The 24,571-nt window shown below is 37.5% G+C and carries 24 protein-coding genes; 21 read left to right on the top strand and 3 right to left on the bottom strand.

Going from position 1 to position 24,571, the window contains the following annotated elements:
* The first annotated feature begins 156 nt into the window (after positions 1–156).
* The 14 genes from recQ to holA all read left to right on the top strand — a co-directional run bounded on the left by recQ (position 157) and on the right by holA (position 15,997).
* Positions 157–1,926, top strand: coding sequence for a DNA helicase RecQ (gene recQ, locus IGJ63_RS09200; protein WP_002368957.1), 1,770 nt, complete (start codon positions 157–159; stop codon positions 1,924–1,926).
* 226 nt (positions 1,927–2,152) lie between these two features.
* Positions 2,153–2,458, top strand: a complete 306-nt coding sequence (locus IGJ63_RS09195) for a YlaN family protein (RefSeq protein WP_002356684.1) — start codon at positions 2,153–2,155, stop codon at positions 2,456–2,458.
* A gap of 3 nt (positions 2,459–2,461) precedes the next feature.
* Complete coding sequence (locus IGJ63_RS09190) at positions 2,462–3,670, top strand: FtsW/RodA/SpoVE family cell cycle protein (RefSeq protein ID WP_438746329.1); 1,209 nt, start codon at positions 2,462–2,464, stop codon at positions 3,668–3,670.
* Between the two features lie 32 nt (positions 3,671–3,702).
* Positions 3,703–7,131 (top strand): pyruvate carboxylase, encoded by a 3,429-nt coding sequence (locus tag IGJ63_RS09185; RefSeq protein WP_438746327.1) that lies wholly within the window; start codon positions 3,703–3,705, stop codon positions 7,129–7,131.
* A gap of 16 nt (positions 7,132–7,147) precedes the next feature.
* Positions 7,148–8,272 carry a CAP-associated domain-containing protein gene (locus IGJ63_RS09180; protein ID WP_010707308.1) on the top strand — a complete coding sequence of 375 codons (1,125 nt, stop codon included), beginning with the start codon at positions 7,148–7,150 and terminating at the stop codon, positions 8,270–8,272.
* A complete protein-coding gene (locus IGJ63_RS09175) occupies positions 8,269–8,703 on the top strand; it encodes a YlbF family regulator (RefSeq protein ID WP_002400862.1) in 435 nt (144 codons plus the stop codon). The genes IGJ63_RS09180 and IGJ63_RS09175 overlap by 4 nt, the downstream gene beginning before the upstream one ends.
* Positions 8,693–9,043, top strand: a complete 351-nt coding sequence (locus tag IGJ63_RS09170) for a YlbG family protein (protein ID WP_002359714.1) — start codon at positions 8,693–8,695, stop codon at positions 9,041–9,043. The genes IGJ63_RS09175 and IGJ63_RS09170 overlap by 11 nt, the downstream gene beginning before the upstream one ends.
* A 59-nt stretch (positions 9,044–9,102) precedes the next feature.
* A complete protein-coding gene (gene rsmD, locus IGJ63_RS09165; protein ID WP_002414371.1) occupies positions 9,103–9,696 on the top strand; it encodes a 16S rRNA (guanine(966)-N(2))-methyltransferase RsmD in 594 nt (197 codons plus the stop codon).
* A gap of 1 nt (position 9,697) precedes the next feature.
* Positions 9,698–10,189, top strand: a complete 492-nt coding sequence (coaD, locus tag IGJ63_RS09160; protein WP_002356693.1) for a pantetheine-phosphate adenylyltransferase — start codon at positions 9,698–9,700, stop codon at positions 10,187–10,189.
* Positions 10,176–11,246, top strand: coding sequence for a SepM family pheromone-processing serine protease (locus IGJ63_RS09155; RefSeq protein ID WP_033601296.1), 1,071 nt, complete (start codon positions 10,176–10,178; stop codon positions 11,244–11,246). The genes coaD and IGJ63_RS09155 overlap by 14 nt, the downstream gene beginning before the upstream one ends.
* Before the next feature lie 62 nt (positions 11,247–11,308).
* Positions 11,309–11,986, top strand: a complete 678-nt coding sequence (locus IGJ63_RS09150; protein WP_438746323.1) for a helix-hairpin-helix domain-containing protein — start codon at positions 11,309–11,311, stop codon at positions 11,984–11,986.
* Between the two features lie 122 nt (positions 11,987–12,108).
* Positions 12,109–12,612, top strand: a complete 504-nt coding sequence (locus tag IGJ63_RS09145; protein ID WP_002356697.1) for a ComE operon protein 2 — start codon at positions 12,109–12,111, stop codon at positions 12,610–12,612.
* A gap of 34 nt (positions 12,613–12,646) precedes the next feature.
* Positions 12,647–14,911 (top strand): DNA internalization-related competence protein ComEC/Rec2, encoded by a 2,265-nt coding sequence (locus IGJ63_RS09140; RefSeq protein ID WP_438746638.1) that lies wholly within the window; start codon positions 12,647–12,649, stop codon positions 14,909–14,911.
* A 57-nt stretch (positions 14,912–14,968) separates the two neighbouring features.
* Entirely contained in the window at positions 14,969–15,997 is a 1,029-nt protein-coding gene (gene holA / locus IGJ63_RS09135) for a DNA polymerase III subunit delta (protein WP_194177508.1), read from the top strand.
* A 51-nt stretch (positions 15,998–16,048) separates the two neighbouring features.
* On the opposite strand, the gene IGJ63_RS09130 is transcribed toward holA, so the two are convergent.
* Positions 16,049–16,990, bottom strand: coding sequence for a 2-dehydropantoate 2-reductase (locus IGJ63_RS09130; RefSeq protein WP_002382740.1), 942 nt, complete (start codon positions 16,988–16,990; stop codon positions 16,049–16,051).
* A 168-nt stretch (positions 16,991–17,158) separates the two neighbouring features.
* On the opposite strand from IGJ63_RS09130, the gene IGJ63_RS09125 reads away from it, so the two are divergent.
* On the top strand, positions 17,159–17,716 hold the full coding sequence (locus IGJ63_RS09125) for an acyl-CoA thioesterase (protein ID WP_002382741.1): 558 nt from the start codon (positions 17,159–17,161) through the stop codon (positions 17,714–17,716).
* Positions 17,717–17,802: 86 nt separating this feature from the next.
* On the opposite strand, the gene rpsT is transcribed toward IGJ63_RS09125, so the two are convergent.
* Positions 17,803–18,054: a 30S ribosomal protein S20 gene (rpsT, locus tag IGJ63_RS09120; RefSeq protein ID WP_002356703.1), complete on the bottom strand. Its 252-nt coding sequence runs from the start codon at positions 18,052–18,054 to the stop codon at positions 17,803–17,805.
* 210 nt (positions 18,055–18,264) lie between these two features.
* Between rpsT and IGJ63_RS09115 the strand changes: the two genes are divergently transcribed.
* From IGJ63_RS09115 to IGJ63_RS09105, 3 genes are read left to right on the top strand one after another with little or no spacing between them, the layout of a single operon-like run.
* Entirely contained in the window at positions 18,265–19,299 is a 1,035-nt protein-coding gene (locus IGJ63_RS09115; RefSeq protein WP_002356704.1) for an inorganic phosphate transporter, read from the top strand.
* A gap of 12 nt (positions 19,300–19,311) precedes the next feature.
* The gene (locus tag IGJ63_RS09110; RefSeq protein WP_101731682.1) at positions 19,312–19,935 is read left to right on the top strand and encodes a DUF47 domain-containing protein; all 624 of its coding nucleotides are present in this window, start codon (positions 19,312–19,314) and stop codon (positions 19,933–19,935) included.
* 18 nt (positions 19,936–19,953) lie between these two features.
* Complete coding sequence (locus IGJ63_RS09105) at positions 19,954–20,739, top strand: ChbG/HpnK family deacetylase (RefSeq protein ID WP_002374323.1); 786 nt, start codon at positions 19,954–19,956, stop codon at positions 20,737–20,739.
* A gap of 38 nt (positions 20,740–20,777) precedes the next feature.
* On the opposite strand, the gene IGJ63_RS09100 is transcribed toward IGJ63_RS09105, so the two are convergent.
* Positions 20,778–21,608: an undecaprenyl-diphosphate phosphatase gene (locus IGJ63_RS09100; protein ID WP_002356708.1), complete on the bottom strand. Its 831-nt coding sequence runs from the start codon at positions 21,606–21,608 to the stop codon at positions 20,778–20,780.
* A gap of 115 nt (positions 21,609–21,723) precedes the next feature.
* On the opposite strand from IGJ63_RS09100, the gene IGJ63_RS09095 reads away from it, so the two are divergent.
* From IGJ63_RS09095 to murQ, 3 genes are all read left to right on the top strand, one after another.
* Entirely contained in the window at positions 21,724–22,284 is a 561-nt protein-coding gene (locus IGJ63_RS09095; RefSeq protein WP_002382745.1) for a PTS sugar transporter subunit IIA, read from the top strand.
* 296 nt (positions 22,285–22,580) lie between these two features.
* The gene (locus tag IGJ63_RS09090) at positions 22,581–23,690 is read left to right on the top strand and encodes a DUF871 domain-containing protein (protein ID WP_002382746.1); all 1,110 of its coding nucleotides are present in this window, start codon (positions 22,581–22,583) and stop codon (positions 23,688–23,690) included.
* Entirely contained in the window at positions 23,665–24,555 is an 891-nt protein-coding gene (murQ, locus tag IGJ63_RS09085; protein WP_002356712.1) for an N-acetylmuramic acid 6-phosphate etherase, read from the top strand. The genes IGJ63_RS09090 and murQ overlap by 26 nt, the downstream gene beginning before the upstream one ends.
* Positions 24,556–24,571: the final 16 nt, after the last annotated feature.

Genomic DNA, 24,571 nt, shown 5'->3' with positions numbered 1-24,571 from the left:
TTGAAAGCTTTTGACAGCAAGCTTTCACAATTTTTCATTCTTTTTGATGTTTCACGTTAACTGGTGTTTCACGATTGTGTCTTGTTTTAACACACCTTGTTCCTGTTAGATTAGCGTGTTAAAATGACTTGTAGAACAAAGATTGGAGCGCAATAAATGAGTGCATTACAAGAATTATTAAAAGATACATTTGGCTATGATGATTTTCGGCCAGGACAAGAAACGATTATTCGTCATGTATTGCGACAAGAAAATGTCTTAGGCATTATGCCAACAGGTGGAGGCAAATCAATTTGTTATCAGTTGCCAGCCTTACTTCTGGATAATTTAACATTGGTGATTTCACCATTAATTTCTTTAATGAAAGATCAAGTAGACGCCCTGAATTTAATGGGAATTCCAGCTACATATATCAATAGTACCATTTCCTATCAAGAAATGAATCATCGTATTCAATTAGCGGTTAACAAAGAAGTCAAGCTATTGTATGTTGCGCCAGAGCGATTAGAATCTTATGATTTTCAACAGATGCTGACACATGTACCGATTGATTTATTGGCAGTAGATGAGGCACACTGTATTTCACAATGGGGGCATGATTTTCGTCCAAGCTATTTGCGTTTAGCAGAGATTATCGATCAATTTCAACAACAACCAACTGTGATTGCACTAACAGCTACAGCAACGCCACAAGTAGCGGAGGATATTGTCAAGCAATTAAGAATTCCATCAGAAAATGAAATCAAAACAGGATTCGCTCGAGAAAATTTATCTTTTCAAGTCGTGAAAGATCAAAATAGAGACGTTTTTCTTTTGGAATATTTAAAGATGAATACTGGGCAATCAGGTATTATTTATGCAAGCACGCGGAAGGAAGTTGAACGAATTTATCATTTATTAGAGAATAAAAAAATTGCGGCTGGGATGTATCATGGGGGTATGAGTGAACAGCTACGTAGTGAAAATCAAGAAGCGTTCTTGTATGATCAAGTGCAAGTGATGGTAGCAACAAATGCCTTTGGTATGGGGATTAATAAGAGTAATGTTCGTTTTGTCATTCATGCACAAGTACCAGGAAATATTGAATCTTATTATCAAGAAGCCGGCCGAGCTGGTCGTGACGGTCTGCCTAGTGATGCTGTGTTAATGTTTGCTCCACAAGACTTGCAAATTCAACAATACTTTATTGAACAATCTGAAATGACCATTGATTATAAGCAGAAAGAGTACTTGAAATTACGGGAAATGTCACAATATGCGAATGCACAAATGTGTTTACAAAAATATATTTTACGCTATTTTGGTGAAGAAGGGACGGACTGCGGTCGCTGCTCGAATTGTCTGGATAATCGAGAATTAGTCGATATTACGGTCGATGCCCAAAAAGTCTTGTCTTGTGTAAAACGTATGGGAGAACGTTTCGGTAAGGGCTTAGTTGGTAAAGTCTTGACTGGTTCAAAAGATCAAAAAATTGATCAATGGCATTTTGATCGTTTGCCAACATATGGACTAATGAAAGGTCGCACGCAAAAAGAAGTCACACAGCTGATTGATTATTTAACAGCAGAACGTTATTTAATTCCTTCTGATGGGCAATTTCCGTTGTTATCAGTCTCGACAGAAGGTGTTCAGGTGCTCTTAGGGGAACGGAAGGTCTTCCGAAAAGAAGACCAAAAAGTTCGAAAAGTAGCAGTGGATGATGCCTTGTTTGAACGATTGCGCGAATTACGTATGGACATGGCTCAAGAGGCAGGCGTGCCGCCATATGTAGTCTTTTCCGATAGTACACTTAAAGAAATGTGTGAAAAATTACCGCAAACAACGATTCAATTATTGCAAATAAAAGGGGTCGGCCAAAATAAATTAGATAAATATGGCACCGCCTTTTTAGAAGTAATTAAAGAATATCAAGAGACAAAAAAATGATATAGTTTGTTATTTTATTTAAAATTAAAAGCAGAAAATAAGAAAAAAGTCTTTTAATGTATTTGTTGTTGTATTGATAAAATAAGCTTGTTATATAAAGAGATTTCTTACTTAATATATCGCTTGGTTTTAGAAAATTTCTTAAAGGAAATTTTCTGAAATCATCATGTATCTAACTGAGAATTATGTTATAATTATTTAATTAAGATAGGGAGGTTCTGTACAAATGGACGAAGGAATTTCAAAGAAATTTGCCATTCAATTATTAGAAGACGATGCAGAACGCATTAAAATGCTTATTCGTAATCAAAAAAACAGTTTGTGCATTTCTCAATGTAAAGCATTTGAAGAAGTGGTGGATACACAAATGTATGGTTTTTCAAGACAAGTGACTTATGCGACCCGTTTGGGGATTTTAACTAATGATGAAGGACATCGCTTACTAAGTGATTTAGAACGCGAATTGAATCAATTATATACAGATGTTTATGAAGAAACACAAGAAAAAAACGAGATTGGCAAGGAGGGTTAAGCTTTGCCAAACAAAGTAAAGAAACGGCATTTGCTAGACTATAGTATTTTTATTCCATATTTAATTTTAAGTATCGTGGGATTGATTATGGTATATAGTTCCACATCCGCATTACAAGTAATGAAAGGTTTTTCACCTACGTCATTCGTTATTAACCAGGTTGCCTTTTGGGTGGTAGGGTTAGTTGCAATGTTTTTTATTTATAAGATGAAAACATCCGTTTTCCAGAATCGAAGTTTTATCATGTTTGCCATTGCAGTAATTACGGTTATGGTTTTAGCCGTTCGGATTCCTGGTATCGGGAAAGAAATTAATGGCGCACGTGGTTGGATTGAGATTGGTGGATTTTCGATGCAACCAGCTGAGTATTTAAAAATCATGGTTGTCTGGTACTTGTCTTATATTTTAGCACGGCGACAAAAGACAATTAATGGAGGCATAGATCAATTTAAACAAGCTGCCGGGTGCCCGTTGATGCTCGTTTTTGTATTAATTGCTCTAGTTGCAATCCAGCCTGACTTCGGGAATGCGGCCATTCTAACATTAATTACCATCGTGATGGTTTTAGCAAGTGGGATTAATTATATGTATACCTACTTGGTCGGTGGCATGGGCATTTTAGGTAGTATCACGGCTATTCAGTTATTAATTATGTCTAAAGGAAAAATTTTCCCAGCGCGTTATCAATATATTTATAATCGTTTTGCTGTCTTTAAAAATCCATTTTTAGATGAACGGAACTTAGGCCATCAGTTAGCTAATTCTTATTATGCAATCAGTAATGGCGGCTGGTTTGGCAAAGGTCTAGGGAATAGTGTTCAGAAAAAAGGCTTTTTACCAGAAGCACATACGGACTTTATCTTTGCGATTACTTTAGAAGAGTTAGGCATTATCGGCGGTCTAGCGATTTTAGGATTGTTGATGTTTATGATTGCGCGAATTATTTTAGTTGGTGTACGCTCGAAGAAACCTTTTAATTCACTAATGTGTATTGGAATTGGTACAATGTTATTAATTCAAGTCTTTATTAATGTTGGTGGGATTACTGGGATTATTCCATTAACAGGAATTACTTTCCCGTTCTTGAGTCAAGGTGGGAATAGTTTGCTGATTATTTCGATTGCTGTGGCCTTTGTCCTGAATATCAGTGCAGATGAAACACGTCAGAAATTAGAAAATGAGTACTATTTATCTTTAGAACAGAACCGATAAATTTGAAGGAAATTGATGGTAGGAGTGACGTTATGAAAAAGGTATTAGTTGCCAATCGTGGCGAAATTGCGATTCGAATTTTTAGAGCTTGTACAGAATTAGATATCCGTACAGTAGCGATTTATGCTGCAGAAGATGAGTATTCTGTTCATCGTTTCAAAGCAGATGAAGCGTATTTAGTTGGTAAAGGGAAAAAACCAATTGAAGCCTATTTAGACATTGAAAATATTATCCAAATTGCCAAAAAATCGGGAGCAGATGCCATTCATCCTGGTTATGGCTTTTTATCTGAGAACTTACGCTTCGCCGAACGTTGTGAAGAAGAAGGAATCATTTTTGTCGGACCTAAAACACATCATTTAGATATTTTTGGCGATAAAATTAAAGCGAAAGAAGCAGCTGTAGCTGCGGGGATTGCTTCGATTCCAGGCTCAGACGGGCCAGTAGCAACGGTGGAAGAGGTCGTAGCCTTTGGTGAAACGCATGGCTTTCCTATCATGATTAAAGCTGCTTTAGGTGGCGGCGGTCGTGGGATGCGCGTTGCCCACGATGCCAAGGAAGCACGAGAAGGTTACGAAAGAGCAAAAAGCGAAGCGAAAGCAGCCTTTGGTTCTGACGAGGTTTATGTTGAAAAGTATATTTCTAATCCTAAACATATCGAAGTACAAATTTTAGGCGATCATCATGGGAATGTCTTGCATTTATTTGAACGTGATTGTTCTGTTCAACGGCGCCACCAAAAAGTGGTAGAAGTCGCACCATGTGTATCAATGAATGAAGAACAACGAGCAGCCATTTGTTCGGCTGCTGTGCAGTTAATGGCGCATGTCGGCTACGTGAATGCGGGAACGGTTGAGTTTTTAGTAGAAGGGGATCAGTTTTATTTTATTGAAGTGAATCCTCGTGTTCAGGTAGAACATACTATCACAGAAATGATTACAGATATTGATATTGTGATCTCTCAATTACAAATTGCGCAAGGGCTTGATTTGCATAAAGATATGCATTTGCCAGAACAAAACGAATTGACATTAAAAGGCGCGGCTATTCAATGTCGGATTACGACTGAAGATCCACTGAACCAGTTTATGCCAGACACAGGGAAAATCGATACGTATCGTTCACCAGGTGGTTTTGGTGTGCGTTTAGATGTAGGGAATGCTTATTCTGGCTACGCTGTGACACCCTACTTTGATTCTTTATTGGTTAAAGTCTGTACGCATGGTTTCTCTTTTGAACAGGCAATCAGTAAAATGCAACGCTGCTTAAAAGAATTTCGGATTCGTGGCGTGAAAACAAATATTCCGTTTTTACAAAATGTTGTGAGCTATCCAGCGTTTCAATCTGGCGAAGCCAAAACAACCTTTATTGATAATACACCTGAATTATTTGAATTTCCTCGTATGCGCGATCGTGGCAATAAAACGATGAAATACATTGGAGAAGTAACGGTCAATGGGTTCCCTGGTATTGAACGAACGGAGAAAAAATATTTTGAAGCCCCGCGCGTGCCGACAGATATTGAAGTTCCAGAAAAAGTGATCACAGCTAAAAATATTCTAGACGCTCAAGGAGCAACCGCCGTCATCGATTGGGTTAAGAATCAAGAAAGTGTGTTAATGACAGATACCACGTTCCGTGATGCGCACCAAAGTTTATTAGCTACTCGTGTGAGAACACAAGATTTTAAAGCAATTGCTGGTCTAACTGATGCAGCCCTGCCTGAGCTGTTTTCTAGTGAAATGTGGGGTGGCGCTACGTTCGATGTTGCCTATCGCTTCTTAACCGAAGACCCATGGCAACGTTTAAGAAAAATTCGTCAGTTGATGCCAAACACACTTTTACAAATGCTGTTCAGAGGATCTAATGCGGTAGGCTATCAAAATTACCCTGATAATGTTATTGAAGAATTCATTAAAGAATCCGCTCGCCAAGGAGTCGATGTCTTCCGAATTTTTGATAGCTTAAACTGGATTCCTCAAATGGAAAAAAGTATTCAAGTCGTTCGGGATACCGGAAAAATTGCGGAAGCAGCAATTTGTTATACTGGGGACATCAATGATCCAGCCCGAGCAAAATATAATGTTCAATATTACCTTGATATGGCTAAAGAATTGGAAAATTTAGGCGCACAAATCATTGCGATTAAAGATATGGCTGGCTTATTGAAACCACAAGCTGCTTATCGTTTAATTAGTGAATTAAAGGCAGCCACGGATTTACCAATCCATCTCCATACCCACGATACTAGTGGCAATGGGATCATCACTTATTCAGCAGCCACTAAAGCAGGCGTTGATATTGTTGACGTCGCAATGAGTGCGATGAGTGGCGCAACTAGCCAGCCAAGTATGAACAGTCTATATTATGCTTTAGTCAATGGTGAACGGACGCCAACTATTAACATTGATAATGCACAGAAAATCAATCATTATTGGGAAGATGTGCGCATGTATTATCAACCATTTGAAAATGGGTTAAATGCCCCGCAAACAGAAGTCTATATGCATGAAATGCCTGGTGGTCAATACTCTAATCTACAGCAGCAAGCAAAAGCGGTAGGCTTAGGGCACCGTTGGGATGAAATCAAAAAAGTGTATCACACAGTGAATTTGATGTTTGGCGATATTGTAAAAGTGACGCCATCTTCAAAAGTCGTGGGAGACATGGCACTCTTCATGGTTCAAAATAATCTGACAGAACAAGATGTTTATGCGCGTGGTGAAGAACTAAGTTTTCCTGAATCCGTTGTGACTTTTTTCCAAGGTGATTTAGGTCAACCAGTTGGTGGGTTCCCGAAAGAGCTCCAACGAATTATTCTAAAAGGTCGACCAGCCTTCACAGAGCGACCAGGTGACTTAGCAGCACCTGTTGATTTTGCGAAAGTACAAGAAGAATTAGCCGAAAAAATTGGGTATCAACCTAAATTGGAAGAAGTTTTAAGTTATTTAATGTATCCACAAGTATTTTTAGAGTATCGACAAAAATACGAAACCTTTGGAGATATAACCTTATTAGATACGCCAACATTCTTTAATGGTATTCGTCAAGGAGAGACATTGGAAGTTCAAATTGAACGAGGAAAAACGTTAATTATTCGTTTAGATGAAATTGGCGAACCTGATATTGACGGAAACCGTGTCTTGTTCTTCAATTTGAATGGGCAACGTCGTGAGGTTTTAGTTAAAGATGCCTCTATTAAGTCAGCTGTTCAAGTTAAACAAAAGGCGGAACCAACTAATAAAGAACAAATCGGCGCAACGATGTCTGGTTCTGTTCTACAAGTATTGGTCAAACGTGGCGATAAAGTAGAAAAAGGTCAGCCGTTGCTGATTACAGAAGCCATGAAAATGGAAACGACTATCGAAGCACGTTTTGCGGGCACGGTAGATCACATTTATGTTGAAGAAGGCGAAGCAATCAGCTCAGGTGATTTGTTATTAGAAGTGAAAGAAAAATAAGATGAGAGGGGAAAAAATGAAGCGATTTTGGGCCTTTACTGCTGTTTTTTTAACAGTTCTACTCATTGGATATTTAGAGCCAGTTTTTTTCCCTGCTGAAAAACCAACCGAAACAGCTCAAAGTGGGCGCTTATCCAGCGCTCACACCGCTGTTCCTCATGAAGAATTGCCAGCTTCTGGCTACGCAGCATACATAGGGAAAGATGTGGAAACCTTTATCCGCCAGTTTGGCAATCCTAAAGAAAAAATTAAAACAGGTCGTACGTATGAATTATGGACGTTCGGTTTGACGATGAATGATTACTTAGAAGTCAACGTTCGAGAAAATAAAGTCATCGCAATTAAGGCCTTTAACAATGACAAAATGATAGAACCGTTTAAGATAGATATGAAGCTTGCTGACTTGTCTGATTTAATGACGATTTATTCTAATTTTGCATTTAATTTTCATCATGAAGCTTACGATGTCGAGCTGATGGAAGAAGATATGAACTATCGACCACTGGTTGCTTTTGATAATGGCAGTTTTGCAGTGTTATTTTTTAATCAGCGGACAGGCGGTTTAATGGCAGTTAATTATGTCAATAAAGAAACGTTGCTCACGGAAATGCCGTATCAATTAAATGAAGGTTCTCCTTTGCCAGTTGATATAACGCAGTCAATGACCTTCGATCCTGTTCAAAGTAACCAAGCGATTTATGTCATGAATCTGGTTAAACAGCAAGAAAATCAAGCTGCTTTTTCAGTTTCCACACAAAGTCAAAAAGATGCCCAAACATTGTATCAAACGATGGCCAACCATACACCAACAGTTTTGTCAGCAAATCGACAAGCGGAATTGTTACAAACAAGAGAGGAACATACGGCTATTCATCCCTTTCAGTTGACTAAGGACGAATTTTCTTTATTAGTTAAAACGAGCAAACTTTCGTTGAGAGAACCAGCAGGTATTTTCCAAGAACCTGTTTATGATAGTACCTTTACTATTTTGTCATGGTTTTCGGACCCGCAATATGATAGCTATTTTGCTGAGTCAGAAACGACAGAATTGGGCGTTGCCTTTTCCAATGAAGGTGTGTTAGTCTTATTAGAGAAACGACCAGAAAATAGGCAAATCACGGAGAGTAGTGAAAAGTTATGATTGTGACAGAACATTTATTTGCAATTGAAGATCAAACAGAATGCTTAATTTCAGCACTTTTAGAAAGTGATGCTGTTCAAAACTATAAAGAAACAAAAAAAGCCATGTATGCTTCAACGGAAGTTGCTCAATTACAAAAAGCATTTTTAGAAGCTAAGTCAGCTTTTGAACGAGTAGAAGCTTATGGAATTCATGCGCCCGATTTTCGGGAGAAACAACGAGCCCTACGTAAAGCAAAGCGGGCGCTTGATTTAAATGAAATCGTTGCAAATTATCGTTTTGCTGAGACAAACGTTCAAACGTTGCTAGATACAATTGGTTTAAAGATTGCGCAACTAATTTCTGAAGATATTAAAGTAGATGCTGGAAATCCTTTCTTTGAACGAGGAAAGAAACATTCAGGTTGTGGAGGAAGCTGCCATGCAAGCTAAAGAAGAAAAAGAATTTACGCTTCAAGAGCGTCGTTGCCTAATTGTTTGGGTATACACATTAAAACCGTTAAAACAGTTACGCCGATATGGACTGATTCACTATGTTTCACGAAAAATGAAATATGTGGTGATTTACATGAATGAAGAAAATATTGAAAGTAACATGGAAAAAATTAATCAGTTACATTTTGTTCGTAGTGTCGATAAATCGTATCGACCAGATGTCGAAATGAATTTTGCTGAAAAAATTGGTACCAAAGCGGCTTATCAAGAACAAGAAGACGATGGCTATGTAGTAGAGGAATTATCTACAGAGATTCGCTTAGCAGAGAATGTCTAATGTAAAAGAGTGAGAAATGTTATGAGAAATTTCAAACATTTTTCACTCTTTTTGTTATAATGAATTATAAAAGAATGATTGATAAAGGAGTCGAAACAATGCGTGTTATTTCTGGAGAATATGGTGGCCGACGCTTGAAAGCGTTAGATGGTGACAATACTAGGCCCACAACAGATAAAGTAAAAGAATCTATTTTTAATATGATTGGTCCATATTTCGACGGTGGAATGGCGCTGGATTTATATTCAGGAAGTGGCGGGTTAGCGATTGAAGCCGTTTCTCGTGGAATGGACAAAAGTATTTGTATTGAAAAGAATTTTGCTGCACTAAAAGTAATTAAAGAAAATATTGCGATTACAAAAGAACCAGAAAAATTTGAAGTTAGAAAAATGGATGCTAATCGTGCCTTAGAACAGTTTTATGAAGAGAAGCTACAATTTGATTTGGTCTTATTGGATCCGCCCTATGCCAAACAAGAAATTGTTTCACAATTAGAAAAGATGTTAGAACGGCAGTTATTAACAAACGAAGCCGTTATCGTTTGTGAAACAGATAAAACTGTCAAATTACCGGAAACGATTGGTACACTAGAAAAAACAAGAGAAACCGTTTACGGAATCACTCAAGTAACGATTTATCGTCAGGAGGCGTAGGATGCGTAAAATTGCTCTATTTCCCGGAAGTTTTGATCCGATGACAAATGGTCATTTAAATTTGATTGAACGCAGTGCGAAGTTATTTGATGAAGTCATTATTGGTGTTTTTATAAATACAAGTAAGCAAACATTATTTACGCCAGAAGAGAAAAAATATTTAATTGAAGAAGCAACTAAAGAAATGCCAAATGTGCGTGTTATTATGCAAGAAACCCAGTTAACTGTGGAAAGTGCAAAATCATTAGGGGCTAATTTTTTGATTCGTGGCATTAGAAACGTCAAAGACTACGAGTACGAGAAAGACATTGCTAAAATGAATCAACATCTGGCGCCAGAAATTGAAACGGTTTTTCTATTAGCAGAAGAACCATATGCACATGTAAGCTCCAGTTTACTAAAAGAAGTTTTACGTTTTGGGGGCGATGTGTCTGACTATCTTCCTCCAAATATTTATCACGCGTTAAAACAAAAGAAGAATGACTGGAGCTAAAATAATGAATAAAAAAACAGAGAAATTTTCGTTTAAATCACTCATTCCAATGGTATTGGCATTGCTGCTAATTGGTTTGTTTATCGTCCCCATTCCTTATTATATTGAAGGACCAGGAACGACTGAAAATTTAAAGGAGTTTGTAACTGTTGATGGGAAAAAAGATACGCAGTCTGGTGCTTTTTATTTAACAACGGTGGGCATTCGTTCGGCCACTATTTTTTCTGCCATAAAAGCAAACTTTTCGGATTTTCAAGAAGTTATGTCTAAAAAAGAATTAATGGGGGATAGTAGTAATAGCGAATATAATCGAATTCAACAATATTATATGGATTCCTCAAAAAACGCCGCAATTGAGCAAGCCTTAAAATTAGCGAAGGTTCCATATGAGATGAAATTTAAAGGTGTCTATGTGTTAGCGATGGAAGACAACTCAAGTTTTAAAGGAAAAATTGAAGTTGGCGATACCGTGACAGGCGTGGATGGCAAATCTTTTAAAAGCAGTGAAGAATTAATGAATTACATTAAAGCACAAAAAGTAAATCAAAAAGTCACTGTTCAATTTATTCAAGATGGCAAAGCAAAAGAAGCGACCGGCAAATTAATTGAATTGCCAACAGATAAAAAAGCGGGGATTGGTATTGGTTTGACCGATCATACAGAAATTGATTCTTCTATCCCAGTATCTATTGAAGCGGGTGATATTGGTGGGCCATCGGCTGGGTTAATGTTTACTTTGCAGACCTATGAACAATTAAGTCATAAAGATTTACGAAAAGGTCATGAAATTGCTGGAACGGGTACGATGAACAGTCAAGGAATCGTTGGTAGAATCGGTGGCATTGACAAAAAAGTTGTAACTGCCAGTGAGAACGGCGCAGAAATTTTCTTTGCACCTGATGATGAAATAACTCCAGAAATGAAAAAAGTTGAGCCAAAAATCAAATCGAATTATCAAGAAGCACAAGAAGCTGCGAAAAAAATTGGGACAAAAATGAAAATTGTCCCAGTAAAAACGGTTCAAGATGCCTTGAACTATCTAGAGAAATTAAAATAAAAGTACGCCTGGACCAAAAATTACTAGTGATTTTTGGTCCAGGCGCATTTTTTTGTTAAAAAATGCGTAATTATATTTTGAAGGGAGGACAAACGATGGATTGGTTGAAACAGTTACCCAAAAAGTGGCTATTGCTAGGTAGTGGCGCGTCTATGGTCATTTTGATAACTCTATTAGTGGGCATTTATTTGATGGTTAATAAGAAGGCACAAGTAGACACCACAATGTGGGAAGAGACAAGTCTGACCACTACGGCAGAGGCCGCCACAGATGCTACAAAAGAAAGGACAGAAACAATGATCTATGTTGATATTAAAGGCGCAGTGAAAGTACCAGGAATCTATCAACTAAAAAATCAGCAGCGGATTTGGGATGCTTTAGCTTTAGCTGGAGGCGTGAGCGAGGAAGCTGATACTGCCCAGGTCAATTACGCTCAAAAAGTAAAAGATCAAATGATTATTTACGTGCCCAAAAAAGGAGAATCAGTGGCACAGTCATTAGAAACGCTGCAGGAATCAGCACCTGCTCAGCAAAATCAGGAGGAAAAGATCAACGTTAATACGGCAACAGAAGCAGAGCTACAAACGATTTCAGGAATCGGTGCGAAAAAAGCACAAGAGATTATTCGCTTTCGTGACGAACAAGGACCGTTTAAAACCGTCGAGGAACTGAAAAATGTTCCAGGTATTGGAGAGAAAACAGTAGAACGTTTAAAAGACATGTTGACAGTGACTGGCTAACTTTTAACAGAAAATTCCTGAGAATTCTTGACTATGGGATGCGGATAACATACTATTTGTAATAAGATTAAATGATTTGGCAAATCGAACACAGGAGTCATTAAAAATAAAGGAGGTTTATTATGGAACGAATTCCATGGGACCAATATTTTATGGGACAAAGCGTCTTATTATCATTAAGAAGTACTTGCACACGTTTAACTGTCGGAGCAACCATTGTTCGCGACAAACGAATTATTGCAGGAGGTTACAATGGTTCAGTCAGTGGGGGAACGCATTGTATTGATGAGGGATGTTATGTTGTTGATAATCATTGCGTTCGAACAATCCACGCAGAAATGAATGCAATTTTACAATGTGCGAAGTTTGGCGTCCCTACAGAAGGGGCAGAAATTTATGTGACACATTTCCCGTGCCTGCAATGTACAAAGATGATTTTACAAGCAGGGATTAAAAAGATTTATTATTTAAAGGATTACCGTAATGATGCGTACGCCCTAAATTTAATTGAACAAGTAGGTGCCACGGTTGAAAAAGTGACTTTAGTACCAAAATATTTTGCCGAATTACAATGGGGAGAAGAATTTGCCACACTTGAGGACAATCCTTCCTCAGCTGAGGAATAATTGGTTCTTCGTAGCTCTACTGACGAGTTGTGGGCTGTGGTGTCTTTTCGCACCTAGTCTATTAGGAGCTCTTCTTCTTTCTATCACTGTTATCCGTATTGTCTGTACAAAAAGTTTTCCTGTTATATTGGGAGGTTTTTTGTGCAGTTTTTTAATAGTAGGGGGCATATTGATTTTCCAGTGGTTAAAGCCAGTCTCTTTGTTGCCTAAAGAAGTCCGCTTGTCAGGACAGCTAACGATATTGCCAGATGAAATACAAGTAGATGGCGATCAAGTAAAATTTCCTGCCAATTGGATCGTAAAAGGCAAAAGGCAGAAAGTGATGGCATTTTATCAATTAAAAAGTGTGAAAGAAAAACAGCAATGGCAACAACTAGCCACAACCATTCAGGCAACCGCTGTAGGTATTTTAGAATCCCCCCAAGGTCAAACCAACAAAAATGGCTTCAATTATCAACTATTTTTAAAGAATCAAGGAATCGAAGCTATTTTATTCATTGAGGAGATAGGACAACCGCGTTCCTTTTTTTCTTGGCGGTTTAAAGAAATCATTAGCGGCTGGCGGAAATGGGCGATGGTACATATTCAGAAAAATTTTGCTGATATTAGTGCAATGTACATGAATGCGTTGCTTTTAGGTTTTCGTAATGAAGAATTTGCTGAAATAAGTGATAAATTTTCAGCATTAGGCATTTTGCATCTTTTTAGTTTGTCAGGGATGCATGTTTCTTTTTTCCTTCGTTTATTTCGCTTGCTGATGCTAAGAATCGCTCGTCGAACGCAAGAAAGTTATTTTTTGTGGCAATGCGGTTTTTCTCTGATATATGCTGGTTTAACAGGATTCTCAGTCAGTGTCATGCGTGCGCTTTTACAAACAAACCTCAATACGTTCAATCGACGATTTAATTGGCAGGTTCCGGCCCTCGATTGTTGGAGTTTAACTCTCTTAGTGCACTTGATTGTTCAGCCAACCCTCTTTTTTTCAGTCGGCGGTCAATTTAGTTACTTACTTTCCTTTGTTCTGCTGTTTTTAGAGCAAACATTAGTCGGTTATTCTTCGCCTTTCATTAAAAATTGTGTAGGCTCTTTCCTATTGGCTGTGGCTTCCTTACCTATTTTAGTCCAATCATTTTATGAATGGCCCTTGTTAGGGAGTTTCTTAACCTTTCTCTTGTTACCAATTTTTGAACGGTTCTTGTTACCGCTTTTGACGTTGAGCTTTTTTCTAGTGATTATTATGCCAGCACGCTATTTAGCAGCCTTGCTCGAACCACTATTTTTAACAATGAATGGTTTATTTGAGTGGGTGCTAGTTCACTTAAATCCGAAGCTGACCATCGGCTATTTAAATGCTTGGATACAAATTAGTTTGTTATTACTAATCGGACTTTCAATGATTTATTTAGCAGATAAGTCTAAAAAAATTTTTTTCTCAATCGGACTACTAATTATTTTGATAAATAGTAAATACCTTTCGCCAATTGGCATTGTTGCAATGATTGATGTAGGCCAAGGGGATAGTTTGTTTATCCAAGCGCCTTTTCACAGAAAAAATACACTGATCGATACAGGTGGTCGGTTGTCTTTTGACAAAGAAGCTTGGCGGAAACGGAAAAATAGTCGATCAGGAGCGGAATATTCAGTGATTCCTTTTCTCAAAAGTCAAGGAGTCAAACGTTTAGATGAAGTGATCATTACACACGCACATGAAGACCATTTTGGCGATTTATTAGCCATTGCGCAGAAGGTTCCAATTTCTGTTCTTTATTTCCCTAAAGGAGCAGCTGAAGCCAATTTTTCGTTTCACCAAGTCTTGAAACAACTCCAAAAAAGCGGGACAGACTGTCGGCCAATTTTAGCGCCCAAGCGAATTAATGGGCCCGTTTCTTTTCAAATTTTATCGCCAAATAAGAGCAGTATTGGGGGCAATAATGACTCGATAGTGTTTTCCACACAATTAGGTGGACGGCATTTTTTATTTACTGGTGACTTGGAAGCCGAAGGAGAAGAACAAGTGTTGGCTCGCTATCCCCAGTTGAAAATCGACATCTTGAAAGTCGGTCATCATGGTAGTAAAACGTCGTCTACTAAAAGATTTATCAAACAGCTTAATCCGCGAGAAACATTGATTTCAGCTGGACTGAATAATCGTTTTAAACATCCTCATCAGGAGACATTAGCGACGCTGAAGGAGCAAAAAATAAATTATTATCGGACCGATCTTCAAGGAATGATTTATTATCAATGGTTACCCTGGCAAGGGCTTTCTAAAGCCAAATTTGTTAAAGAACAAGACTAGTATTTCCAGAAGTAACATGATAGGATAAACAAGAGAAACGAGAAAAGGAGCGAGCCAATGGAGTTACAAAAAGCTTTGAAAGAAGTGCGAGAGCAAAAAATCGCTCCAGTGTATTTATTAATAGGAACAGAACTTTATTTAACTGAATTATTTAAAACAACATTGATGAAAGAATTGTTGACGGAAGAGGATGATCAATTTAACTTTTTCTCATTTGATATGGAGGAAACACCTTTAAGTGTAGCGATTGCTGAAGCGGAAACAATTCCGTTTTTTGGTGATTATCGCCTTGTCTTTGTGGAAAATCCTTACTTTTTAACTGCCGAAAGAAAAACAAACGGTGTGGAACATGATGTCAATCTTTTATTGAATTATTTGGAAAGTCCATCACCAACAACTGTTCTTGTTTTTATGGCCTCTTATGAAAAATTAGATGAACGCAAAAAAATTACCAAAGCATTGAAAAAAAATGCCACAGTAGTTGACGTCAATCCAATGGATGAAAAGGCTATTCGTCAGTACATTTCTCAAACGATTGAGAGCGAAGGGTACACTATTCGCTCCGATGCTTTTGATTTATTACTTCAATTGACAGACTTGAACTTATCAAAAATTATGGGAGAATTACAGAAGCTGTATTTATATGCCCTTGAAACGAAGACAATTACACGAGGTGCGGTTCAAGAATTAGTCCCTAAGTCTTTGGAACATAATGTTTTTGATTTAACCAACGAAGTACTTTCTGGAAACAGTGAAAAAGCTGTTCAATTGTATGAAGATTTACTTTTACAAGGAGAAGAAACCATTAAGTTAAATGCAATCTTATTGAATCAGATTCGCCTTTTTCTGCAAACCAAAATTTTGGCTAAGATGGGCTATCAACAAGCGAATATCGCTGATACATTAAAGGTTCATCCTTATCGAGTCAAGTTAGCGTTACAACAAGTCCGACGATTTGAATTGTCTCGATTAGAAAGACTTTATGATGAATTAGTTGAAAATGATTACCGCATGAAAACGGGCCAAATGGATAAAGAATTACTATTCCAATTATTTATTTTAAAATTGACTGCACAAGCAAAATAAGAAAGTGCCAGAGGCAAACGTCATACAACGATTGTCTCTGGCACTTTCTTTTTATTTAGCTCCTAATAGTTCTTCTTTTCCGTGAACAAGCTGTGTCAACATGGCACAGAAAGGTGTTGCTACGTTGTATTTTTGTCCTTTGCGCCAAACGGCACCATTGATGTAATCAATTTCTGTGAGACGATGATTTTTAATTAAATCTTGATACATAGACGGATAGTGCAAGCCAATACCGTTTGGATCATAAGTTTGAGCAATATGTGTATAGACTTCTGCTTGATCTAAATGAATGGCTTCTTTTTCTGCGACTGCTGCAAATTCACTGATTAATGTTTTAACAAGGGATTCACTAACAGGTAGTGCACCAAATTCGGCAATATTACAATCAAGGATTGTACACAAACCATTTAGCGTACCATTGACACAGGCTTTCCGCCAAATAGAGTAGCGAACATTGCTACTATAGCTTGGATTTAAACCAGCTTGTTGGAAGACATCGACGACTTCTAAAGCAAATTCTTTACCAGAAGGATCAATATTTTCTAATTCAATTTCGCCATCACCTAAAAGTTTAACACGTCCCGGTCCTTCTAAACCAGCTGTCCACATGGTAATGCCAACCAAGATGTTTTCTTTTGGCACATATTTTTCTAGTACATCTTCATGACCTAAGCCATTTAATAAACATAGTACATACGTTTTTTCAGTAATCATTGGTTGAATCGCTTTAAACATTGCATCTAATTGTTGTGCTTTGGTTAAAGCAATAATTAAATCTACTTGTTCATTTTGATGGTCAATTTCTTCTGGTGAGAAGATTGGTAGTTTTGCGACAACTTCTTCTCCATTAAAATCAGCGATTAAACCATGTTCACGAATGGCTTCAATGTGCGCGGGCCATTGATCGATTAAAGTTACATCATTTCCGCCTTGATGCAACATAATTCCTAAACGGCTGCCCATAGCGCCGGCACCAGCAATTGCAATTTTCATGTGTATCCATCTCCTTAAAAGTTCTTTAACCGTTATTATTATACAGCAACTTTCCTAAAAATGAATAAATGGGACTTGCAAATTTGTTATTTTTTAAATGTTTCCTAAAAAGTAAGGATTGCATCAAATGGTAAAGTAAGCTAAAGTAAAGCGTGGAAAAGTTTATAAATGAAAGTAGAGGAATCGTTAATGACGAAAGAAAAATTTTGTCGAGAATCACGAGTGATTCAAACACATCGTGTATTTCCCTTTGATTTAAATCCCTTTGGTGCACTATTTGGTGGGAAATTAATGTCTTTAATTGATGACGCCGCATCCATTTCCGTTTCACGACATTGTCGGAGAGGGGCAGTTACAGCATCTTTAGATAACTTGAATTTTTTAAAACCTTTAAAAGAAAATCACTCAGTGTGTGTTGAAACGTTTGTTTCTGGCGTGCATCATAAATCGATGGAAGTATTTGTTAAAGTTGTAGGAGAAGATTTAACAACTGGAGAGCGTTATTTAGCGGCGACTTGTTTTACAACTTTTGTAGCCATTCCGTCTCATATGAATCCCGAAAGTGACTTCCAATTAGCGGCAGTCGTCCCAGAAACTGCAGAAGAAAAGTTGATTTGTTCCAATTATGAAACAAGAAGACAACAACGTTTAGCTTTGCGAGAAGAGACTAAATTATTTAGTCAACATCTCACAACAGATTTACCGTGGATTGATTCACCTTTATAAAAAAAAGTCCGAGTCTTTGTGAAAACAGACTTGGACATTTTTTGATGAAAAAAGAAGCTAACATGAATGCTAACTTCTATCTCACATTATTTAGCTAATTTGCTTAAACGAATTTTATCGCGGTTAGCTTTGTTTTTATGGATTAAACCTTTAGTTGCAGCCATATCAACAGCTTTAACAGCTTCGTTGTATAAAGCATCGACGTTATCAGCTCCAGCAGCTACAGCTTCTTCAAATTTCTTGATTGCTGTACGCATTGCGTTTGTTTGAGATGAATTTTTCGCATTCGCGTTAGCACTTGTACGTACGCGTTTGATTGCAGATTCGATATTTGGCATTTGTTTCACCTCCGATGATTTAGGTTTTACACTGGTCAGCCAATGTAATTCAACAGTAATCATTATACCTAATCCATTGTTCCATTGCAATAAAAGACGACAAGTTTTTTTCCTTAACAGACAATTTCAAGAAAAAAATAAGAAAATTTGCCAGAGCCTTAAGAAAAAAGCATACATTTTTTTTTAAACATGCTATGATAAAATAGATAAATGAAAAATGGTGGTGTCTTTGTGAGTATTGCATTATTGGTAACGATTACTTTGGTAATGGGTGTAATTTTTGTTAACGGTTGGACGGATGCGCCGAACGCAATTGCAACCGCTGTCTCGACTCGGGTGTTAAAGCCGAATGTCGCAATTTGGATGGCTGTTGTGATGAACTTTTTAGGTGCATTAGTCATGACCTTTTTTAATGCCCAAGTAGCTGAAACGATTAGCAACATTGTTAGTTTTGACGCAAATGGAAACGCTTCACAGGTGGCTTTGGCTGCTTCGCTTTTTTCAATTGTGGTTTGGGCAGTTGCTGCGTGGTATTTTGGTATTCCCACAAGTGAAAGCCATGCGTTAATTGCCGGCTTGACTGGTTCGGCAATGGCATTAGGTGGTTTGGGTGCAGTCAATGGCTCGGAATGGATCAAAGTGCTTGTTGGCCTAGTTGTTTCTACCGTTATGGGCTTTGGCGGCGGTTATTTGATTGCCAAACTTGTTGTGAAAGCTTTCTCGGCTGTGCCTAGAAGAAAAGCCAACAAATTTTTTACAGTTGGGCAAGCCTTTGGTGCAGGAGCTAATGCTTTTTTACATGGTGCGCAAGATGGGCAAAAATTTATGGGCGTGTTCATGTTAGTGCTTTTTTATAATAATTTAGTCGAAAAAACAGGTGGCGGTTTTGTGATTCCGTTATGGGTTATGGTTCTGTGTTCCATTACAATGGGCATTGGAACTTCTGTGGGCGGCATGAGAATCATTAAATCAGTCGGGATGGATATGGTAAAACTCGAACGCTATCAAGGCTTCACTGCAGATTTAAGCACGGCTATTTGTTTATTTTTAGCATCGGCTTTTGGGATTCCAGTTTCAACTACTCATACAAAAACGACAGCGATTATGGGAGTAGGTGCTTCTAAGCGAATCTCAAGTGTTGACTGGCGTATCGTGAAAGAAATGCTGATAGCATGGATTTTAACTTTCCCAGGATGTGGGCTGATCGCTTATGTGATGTCAAAATTATTTATTGCAATTTTTTAAGGAGAGAAAAACATGGCACGTAAAAAACAATTTGATTATTTTGGAGAATTAAACCAGTTAGCAACAAATGCCTGTGAAGCGGCAAAGGTTTTGCAAGAAATTGTAGACAATTATTCATTAGAAAACTTAGTAAAAAAATCAGAAGTGATTCATCAATTGGAAAAAGAGAATGATGAAATTGTTCGCAAAATTTTAAATGAACTCTATATTTCCTTTATTACGCCGATTGATCGAGAAGATATTGTCGATATTACGGATCACTTAGATAACATTATTGATAGCATTAATAGTTTGTCTTATTTACTTGATCATTTAGTTGTCGAAGAAATGATTGCGCCCGCGCTAGAATTAACTGCTTATATTGTTAAAGCGACAGAAGGCGTTAAATCAGCAACGAAGGAATTTGCAAAATTTAAGAATTCTAAAACGTTAGTTTCATTGATTGATGAAGTGAATACGATTGAATCTCAAGGCGATAAATTATACAGTAGCGCCATGAAAGATTTGATGACCAACGAAAAAGATTTATTAAAAGTTATCAAGTGGAAAGATGTTTACGATCAGCTTGAGCGCACGATTAATGATTGTGAATCAGCTGTTAATATTATTGTCGGAATTGTCATCAAAAATACGTAAAGAAAAGAGGGGGAGCTGTTGGTTAAAGTAATTATTGATGCTGATGATTTTGGGATGTCAGAAGCGATTAATCATGGCATTATCAAAAGTTATGTCGATGGTTTAACAACGTCGACACTTTTGATGCCCAATTTACCAACAGCAGAACACGCCGTTGCGTTAGCAAAAAATTATCCAGGCTTATTTGTAGGTCAGCATACGAATTTTTTATTAGGGAAACCTTGTGCGGACCCATGTATGATTCCTTCACTGGTAGATGAACAAGGCAATTTTCATCGCTCTTCTTATTATCGTCAACAAAAGCAAGTAACCTTCGTATATGAAGAAGTACGACTTGAAACGATTGCACAATTGACGCGCTTTAAGGAACTAACTGGACATTATCCTGAACATTTTGATTGCCATTCGATTGGTGATGAAGTGGTTGATCAAGTATTTTTAGAATTAGCAGAAGAGTACGGACTTCATACAACCCTGAAATATAGTGGGGAAAAAGAATATCCACCGCAACAAGGTTATTTCCAGGTGACACATTTGTTAGAGTCTGGCGCGTTATCTTATATTCACGAAGGCGTATCAGTGGAGAATTTTTTAGAAGATGACTTTGGTTTATTACGGATGCCGGAATCGGCAATTGCTGAGATGCATTTTGATGTTGGGTATTTGGATCAATTTGTGTTAGACAATTCTTCTTATACCACTTTACGCTGCAAAGAATTAGCAACGATTTGTGATCCTCGTGTTCGTCAGTGGTTTGAAGAACAGGGGATTGAGCGGATAACGTTTGGCGATTTAAAAAAATAAAACCGTTGCTTTCAATAGTGAAAGCAACGGTTTTATTTTTATGAGAATAACCAGTAGCCAATTAAAATCGCACCTAAAATTACACGATACCAACCGAAAACTGTAAAATCGTTTTTCTTCAAGTAATTCAATAAGAATTTAATCGCAATGATGGAAACAACGAAGGCAACAATAGAGCCAGTTAATAAAATAATGATTTCTTCTGATCCAAACGTATTTCCTTTGGCCAAGAATTTAAAGATCTTTAAAAAACTTGCTCCAAACATTACTGGAATTCCTAAGAAAAATGAAAACTCTGTTGCAACAAAACGTGAGGCCCCAATTAAGATTGCCCCTAAAATGGTCGCTCCTGAACGTGAAGTTCCTGGAATTAATGCCAGTACTTGGAAAGCACCAACGATTAAAGCGGCTTTATAAGTGAAGTCTTTTAGATTAGTACACTTCGGTGCAACATTTTTATTTCGTTTTTCAATGATAATAAAAGCAATCCCATAAACAATTAACATAATCGATACTGTTAAAAAGTTATAAAAATGTGCATCTAAATAATCATCAAATTTTAGACCAATAACTGCCGCTGGTAAACAAGCGACTAAGACTTTAGACCAAAGAATCCAAGTATCTTTTTTCTCTTCGCCATTTTTCTTTGGTGAGAAAGGATTCAATTTGTGGAAGTATAAAATAACAACCGCCATAATTGCTCCCAATTGGATAACGACGTTGAACATTTCCATAAAATCTTTACTTAGATCGAGTTTAATAAACTCATCCACTAAAATTAAATGTCCGGTACTACTAATTGGAAGCCACTCGGTAATTCCTTCGATAATACCAAGAATAATTGCTTTCCATAGGTTAGCAAAAAGCATGTCACCATTCCTTTCTGAAATAAATGCAAAACACATCAAGTATAAGTATACCCGCTGACAAAGTAAATGCCAATGCAAATTCTTATTTTAAAATAAATTTTAGAATTATACAAAGGTGCCACTTGTAATTCATGAAACTTTTTTCTATACTAGTGATACTTTAAAAAATGGGGGAAGAGAAATGTTTGGATTTTTGAAGAAAAAGAATGAAGTTGTCGAAAATAATACAATGTATGCCGTTGCCAATGGAACCGTTATCCCAATTAGTGAAGTGAATGATCCTGTTTTTTCACAAAAAATGATGGGAGATGGCTACGCAGTAGTTCCAGAAAATGGTGAAATTTATGCACCTATTGAAGGAGAAGTTTTAAGCGTTTTCCAAACAAAACATGCCATTGGTTTAAAAATGACAAACGGTCTTGAAATTTTATTACACATGGGTATCGATACGGTGGAGTTAAACGGGGCACCGTTCACTATTAAAGTGAAAGAAGGCGACCAAGTGACTGCAGATACGGTGGTCGCAATTGCTAATTTAGAAGCAATTAAAGCAGCTGGTAAAGGAACTGAAATGGTTGTCATCATTACCAACATGGATAAAGTAGCACAATTTTCGTTAGAGAAAACTGGCGTGGTTACAGCTGGTACACCAGTTGGCTCTGCCACAGCCAATTAATGCATTAGACGAGGTCGGGACAGAACCGTTTAGCTCCGAGAAATAAGAAGAAATTTCCGAAAATTGATCGTTGATTTTTGGAGAATTTCGGCTTATTTCCGAAGGAGTTGGTTCTGTTCCCGCCGTTTATCAGTTTTTGAGCGTGGAGCAAAAATCCAAAGTGATTTTTGTTCCACGCTCGTTTTTTTTGAACAGAAATAAAATTTTATTTTGGGATTAAAAAATATTTAGAAAAATAGTTGAAATATTATTTCAAACAAGTTATAATGAAAGCGTATTAGAGAGGAGCTAAAAAGATGTATGGTATTTCAGTTTTTCTTGGTGAAGAGATTACAAACGATACAATTATTTATATCAAAAAGATGAAAGCGCTTGGATTTGATGGTATTTTCACTTCTTTACACATTCCAGAAGATGATACTTCCCTTTACCGCCAACGCTTGACTGATTTAGGGGCAATTGCTAAGGCAGAAAAAATGAAAATTATGGTAGATATTTCAGGTGAAGCGTTAAAAAGAGCGGGTTTTTCTTTCGATGAATTAGAGCCTTTAATTGAGTTGGGCGTAACTGGCCTCCGGATGGACTATGGCATTACGATAGAACAAATGGCTCATGCTTCACATAAGATTGATATAGGATTGAATGCTAGTACCATTACACTGGAAGAAGTGGCTGAGTTAAAGGCTCACCAAGCGGACTTTTCTCGCTTAGAAGCTTGGCATAATTATTATCCAAGACCTGAAACAGGCATTGGAACAACATTTTTTAATGAAAAGAACCGCTGGCTTAAAGAATTAGGCTTACAAGTTTTTACTTTTGTGCCAGGAGATGGGCAAACAAGAGGCCCAATTTTTGCTGGTTTACCAACATTAGAAAAACATCGTGGGCAAAATCCTTTCGCCGCTGCCGTTGGTTTGATGGCTGATCCTTATGTCGATGCTGTTTATATTGGTGATCCCAAAATTAGTGAGCGAACCATGGCTCAATTTGGTTATTATCACCAAACCAATCAATTTCTGTTAGAAGTAGCACCTAGCAAGAGCCGCTATTTGAAGCGAATACTTGGGACTCATACCAATCGTTTAGATGCTGCAAGAGATGTTTTGCGAAGTGAATTATCAAGAACGAGTGAAATGTTCAGAAAAGATGAAATTGCAACGATTGAGTCAGAGCAGACTGAAGCCCGTCCAGTGGGAACCGTAACGATTGATAATGAAAAATATGGTCGCTATATGGGAGAAATTCAAGTCACACTGGTGGACTTGCCGAAAGATGAAAAAGTCAATACGATTACACAAATTATTGAAAAAGATCAAACGATATTGCCGTTAATCAAGGCAGGCAATCAATTTACGCTAGTCACGGAAGGAACGATAGAGAATGAATTTAGAAAACTTAACAACTGAACGTAGAAATGAAAATACAATGGGCTTAGATGAGATGAGTGTCAAAGAAGCTTTACAAAAAATGAATCAAGAAGACCAAAAAGTTGCAATGGCAGTGGGTCAAGAATTAGCAGCCATTGAACCAGTGGTAGAAGCCATCATCAAAAGCTTCAATCAAGGCGGCCGCTTGATCTACATGGGCGCTGGTACGAGTGGTCGGTTAGGTGTCTTAGATGCAGCCGAATGCGTACCAACTTTTGGCGTCGAGCCAGAGATGGTTCAAGGCCTCATCGCTGGTGGACAAAAAGCAATGACTGTCGCAGTAGAGGGTGCCGAAGATTCAAAAGAACTAGGTCGTCAAGATTTAGTTGATCTAAAATTATCAGCAAATGACATTGTTGTTGGGATTGCAGCCAGTGGTCGGACGCCTTACGTAATTGGCGGTTTAGAATATGCTACAACGGTGGGAGCAGCCACCGCAACTGTGGCATGTAATAAAAATGCCGAAATTAGTAAATATGCGCAAATGCCGATTGAAGTAGATGCAGGACCTGAATTTTTAACAGGTTCGACTCGCTTGAAATCTGGGACAGCTCAAAAATTAATTTTAAATATGTTATCAACTATTTCCATGATTGGTATTGGGAAAGTCTACAATAACTTAATGGTTGATGTAAAACCAACCAATGAAAAATTAGTGGAGCGTTCCAAACGGATTATTATGGAAGCAACGGGTTGTAGTTATGAAGTTGCCGAACTAAAATTTGTAGAAGCAGAAGAAAATGTGAAGTTAGCAATTGTAATGATTTTAACTGATAGTACTAAAGAAGAAGCAACACAAAAATTAATTGACGGGAATCAATTTATCAAGAATACATTAAATTAAGGAATTAGGAGGGTGT

The organism is Enterococcus sp. DIV1375a (genome assembly GCF_051712205.1).
Classification (GTDB): Bacteria; Bacillota; Bacilli; order Lactobacillales; family Enterococcaceae; genus Enterococcus; species Enterococcus faecalis.
Note: the sequence above shows the minus strand (reverse complement) of the source record. Positions and strands in the feature narration are given on the sequence as shown.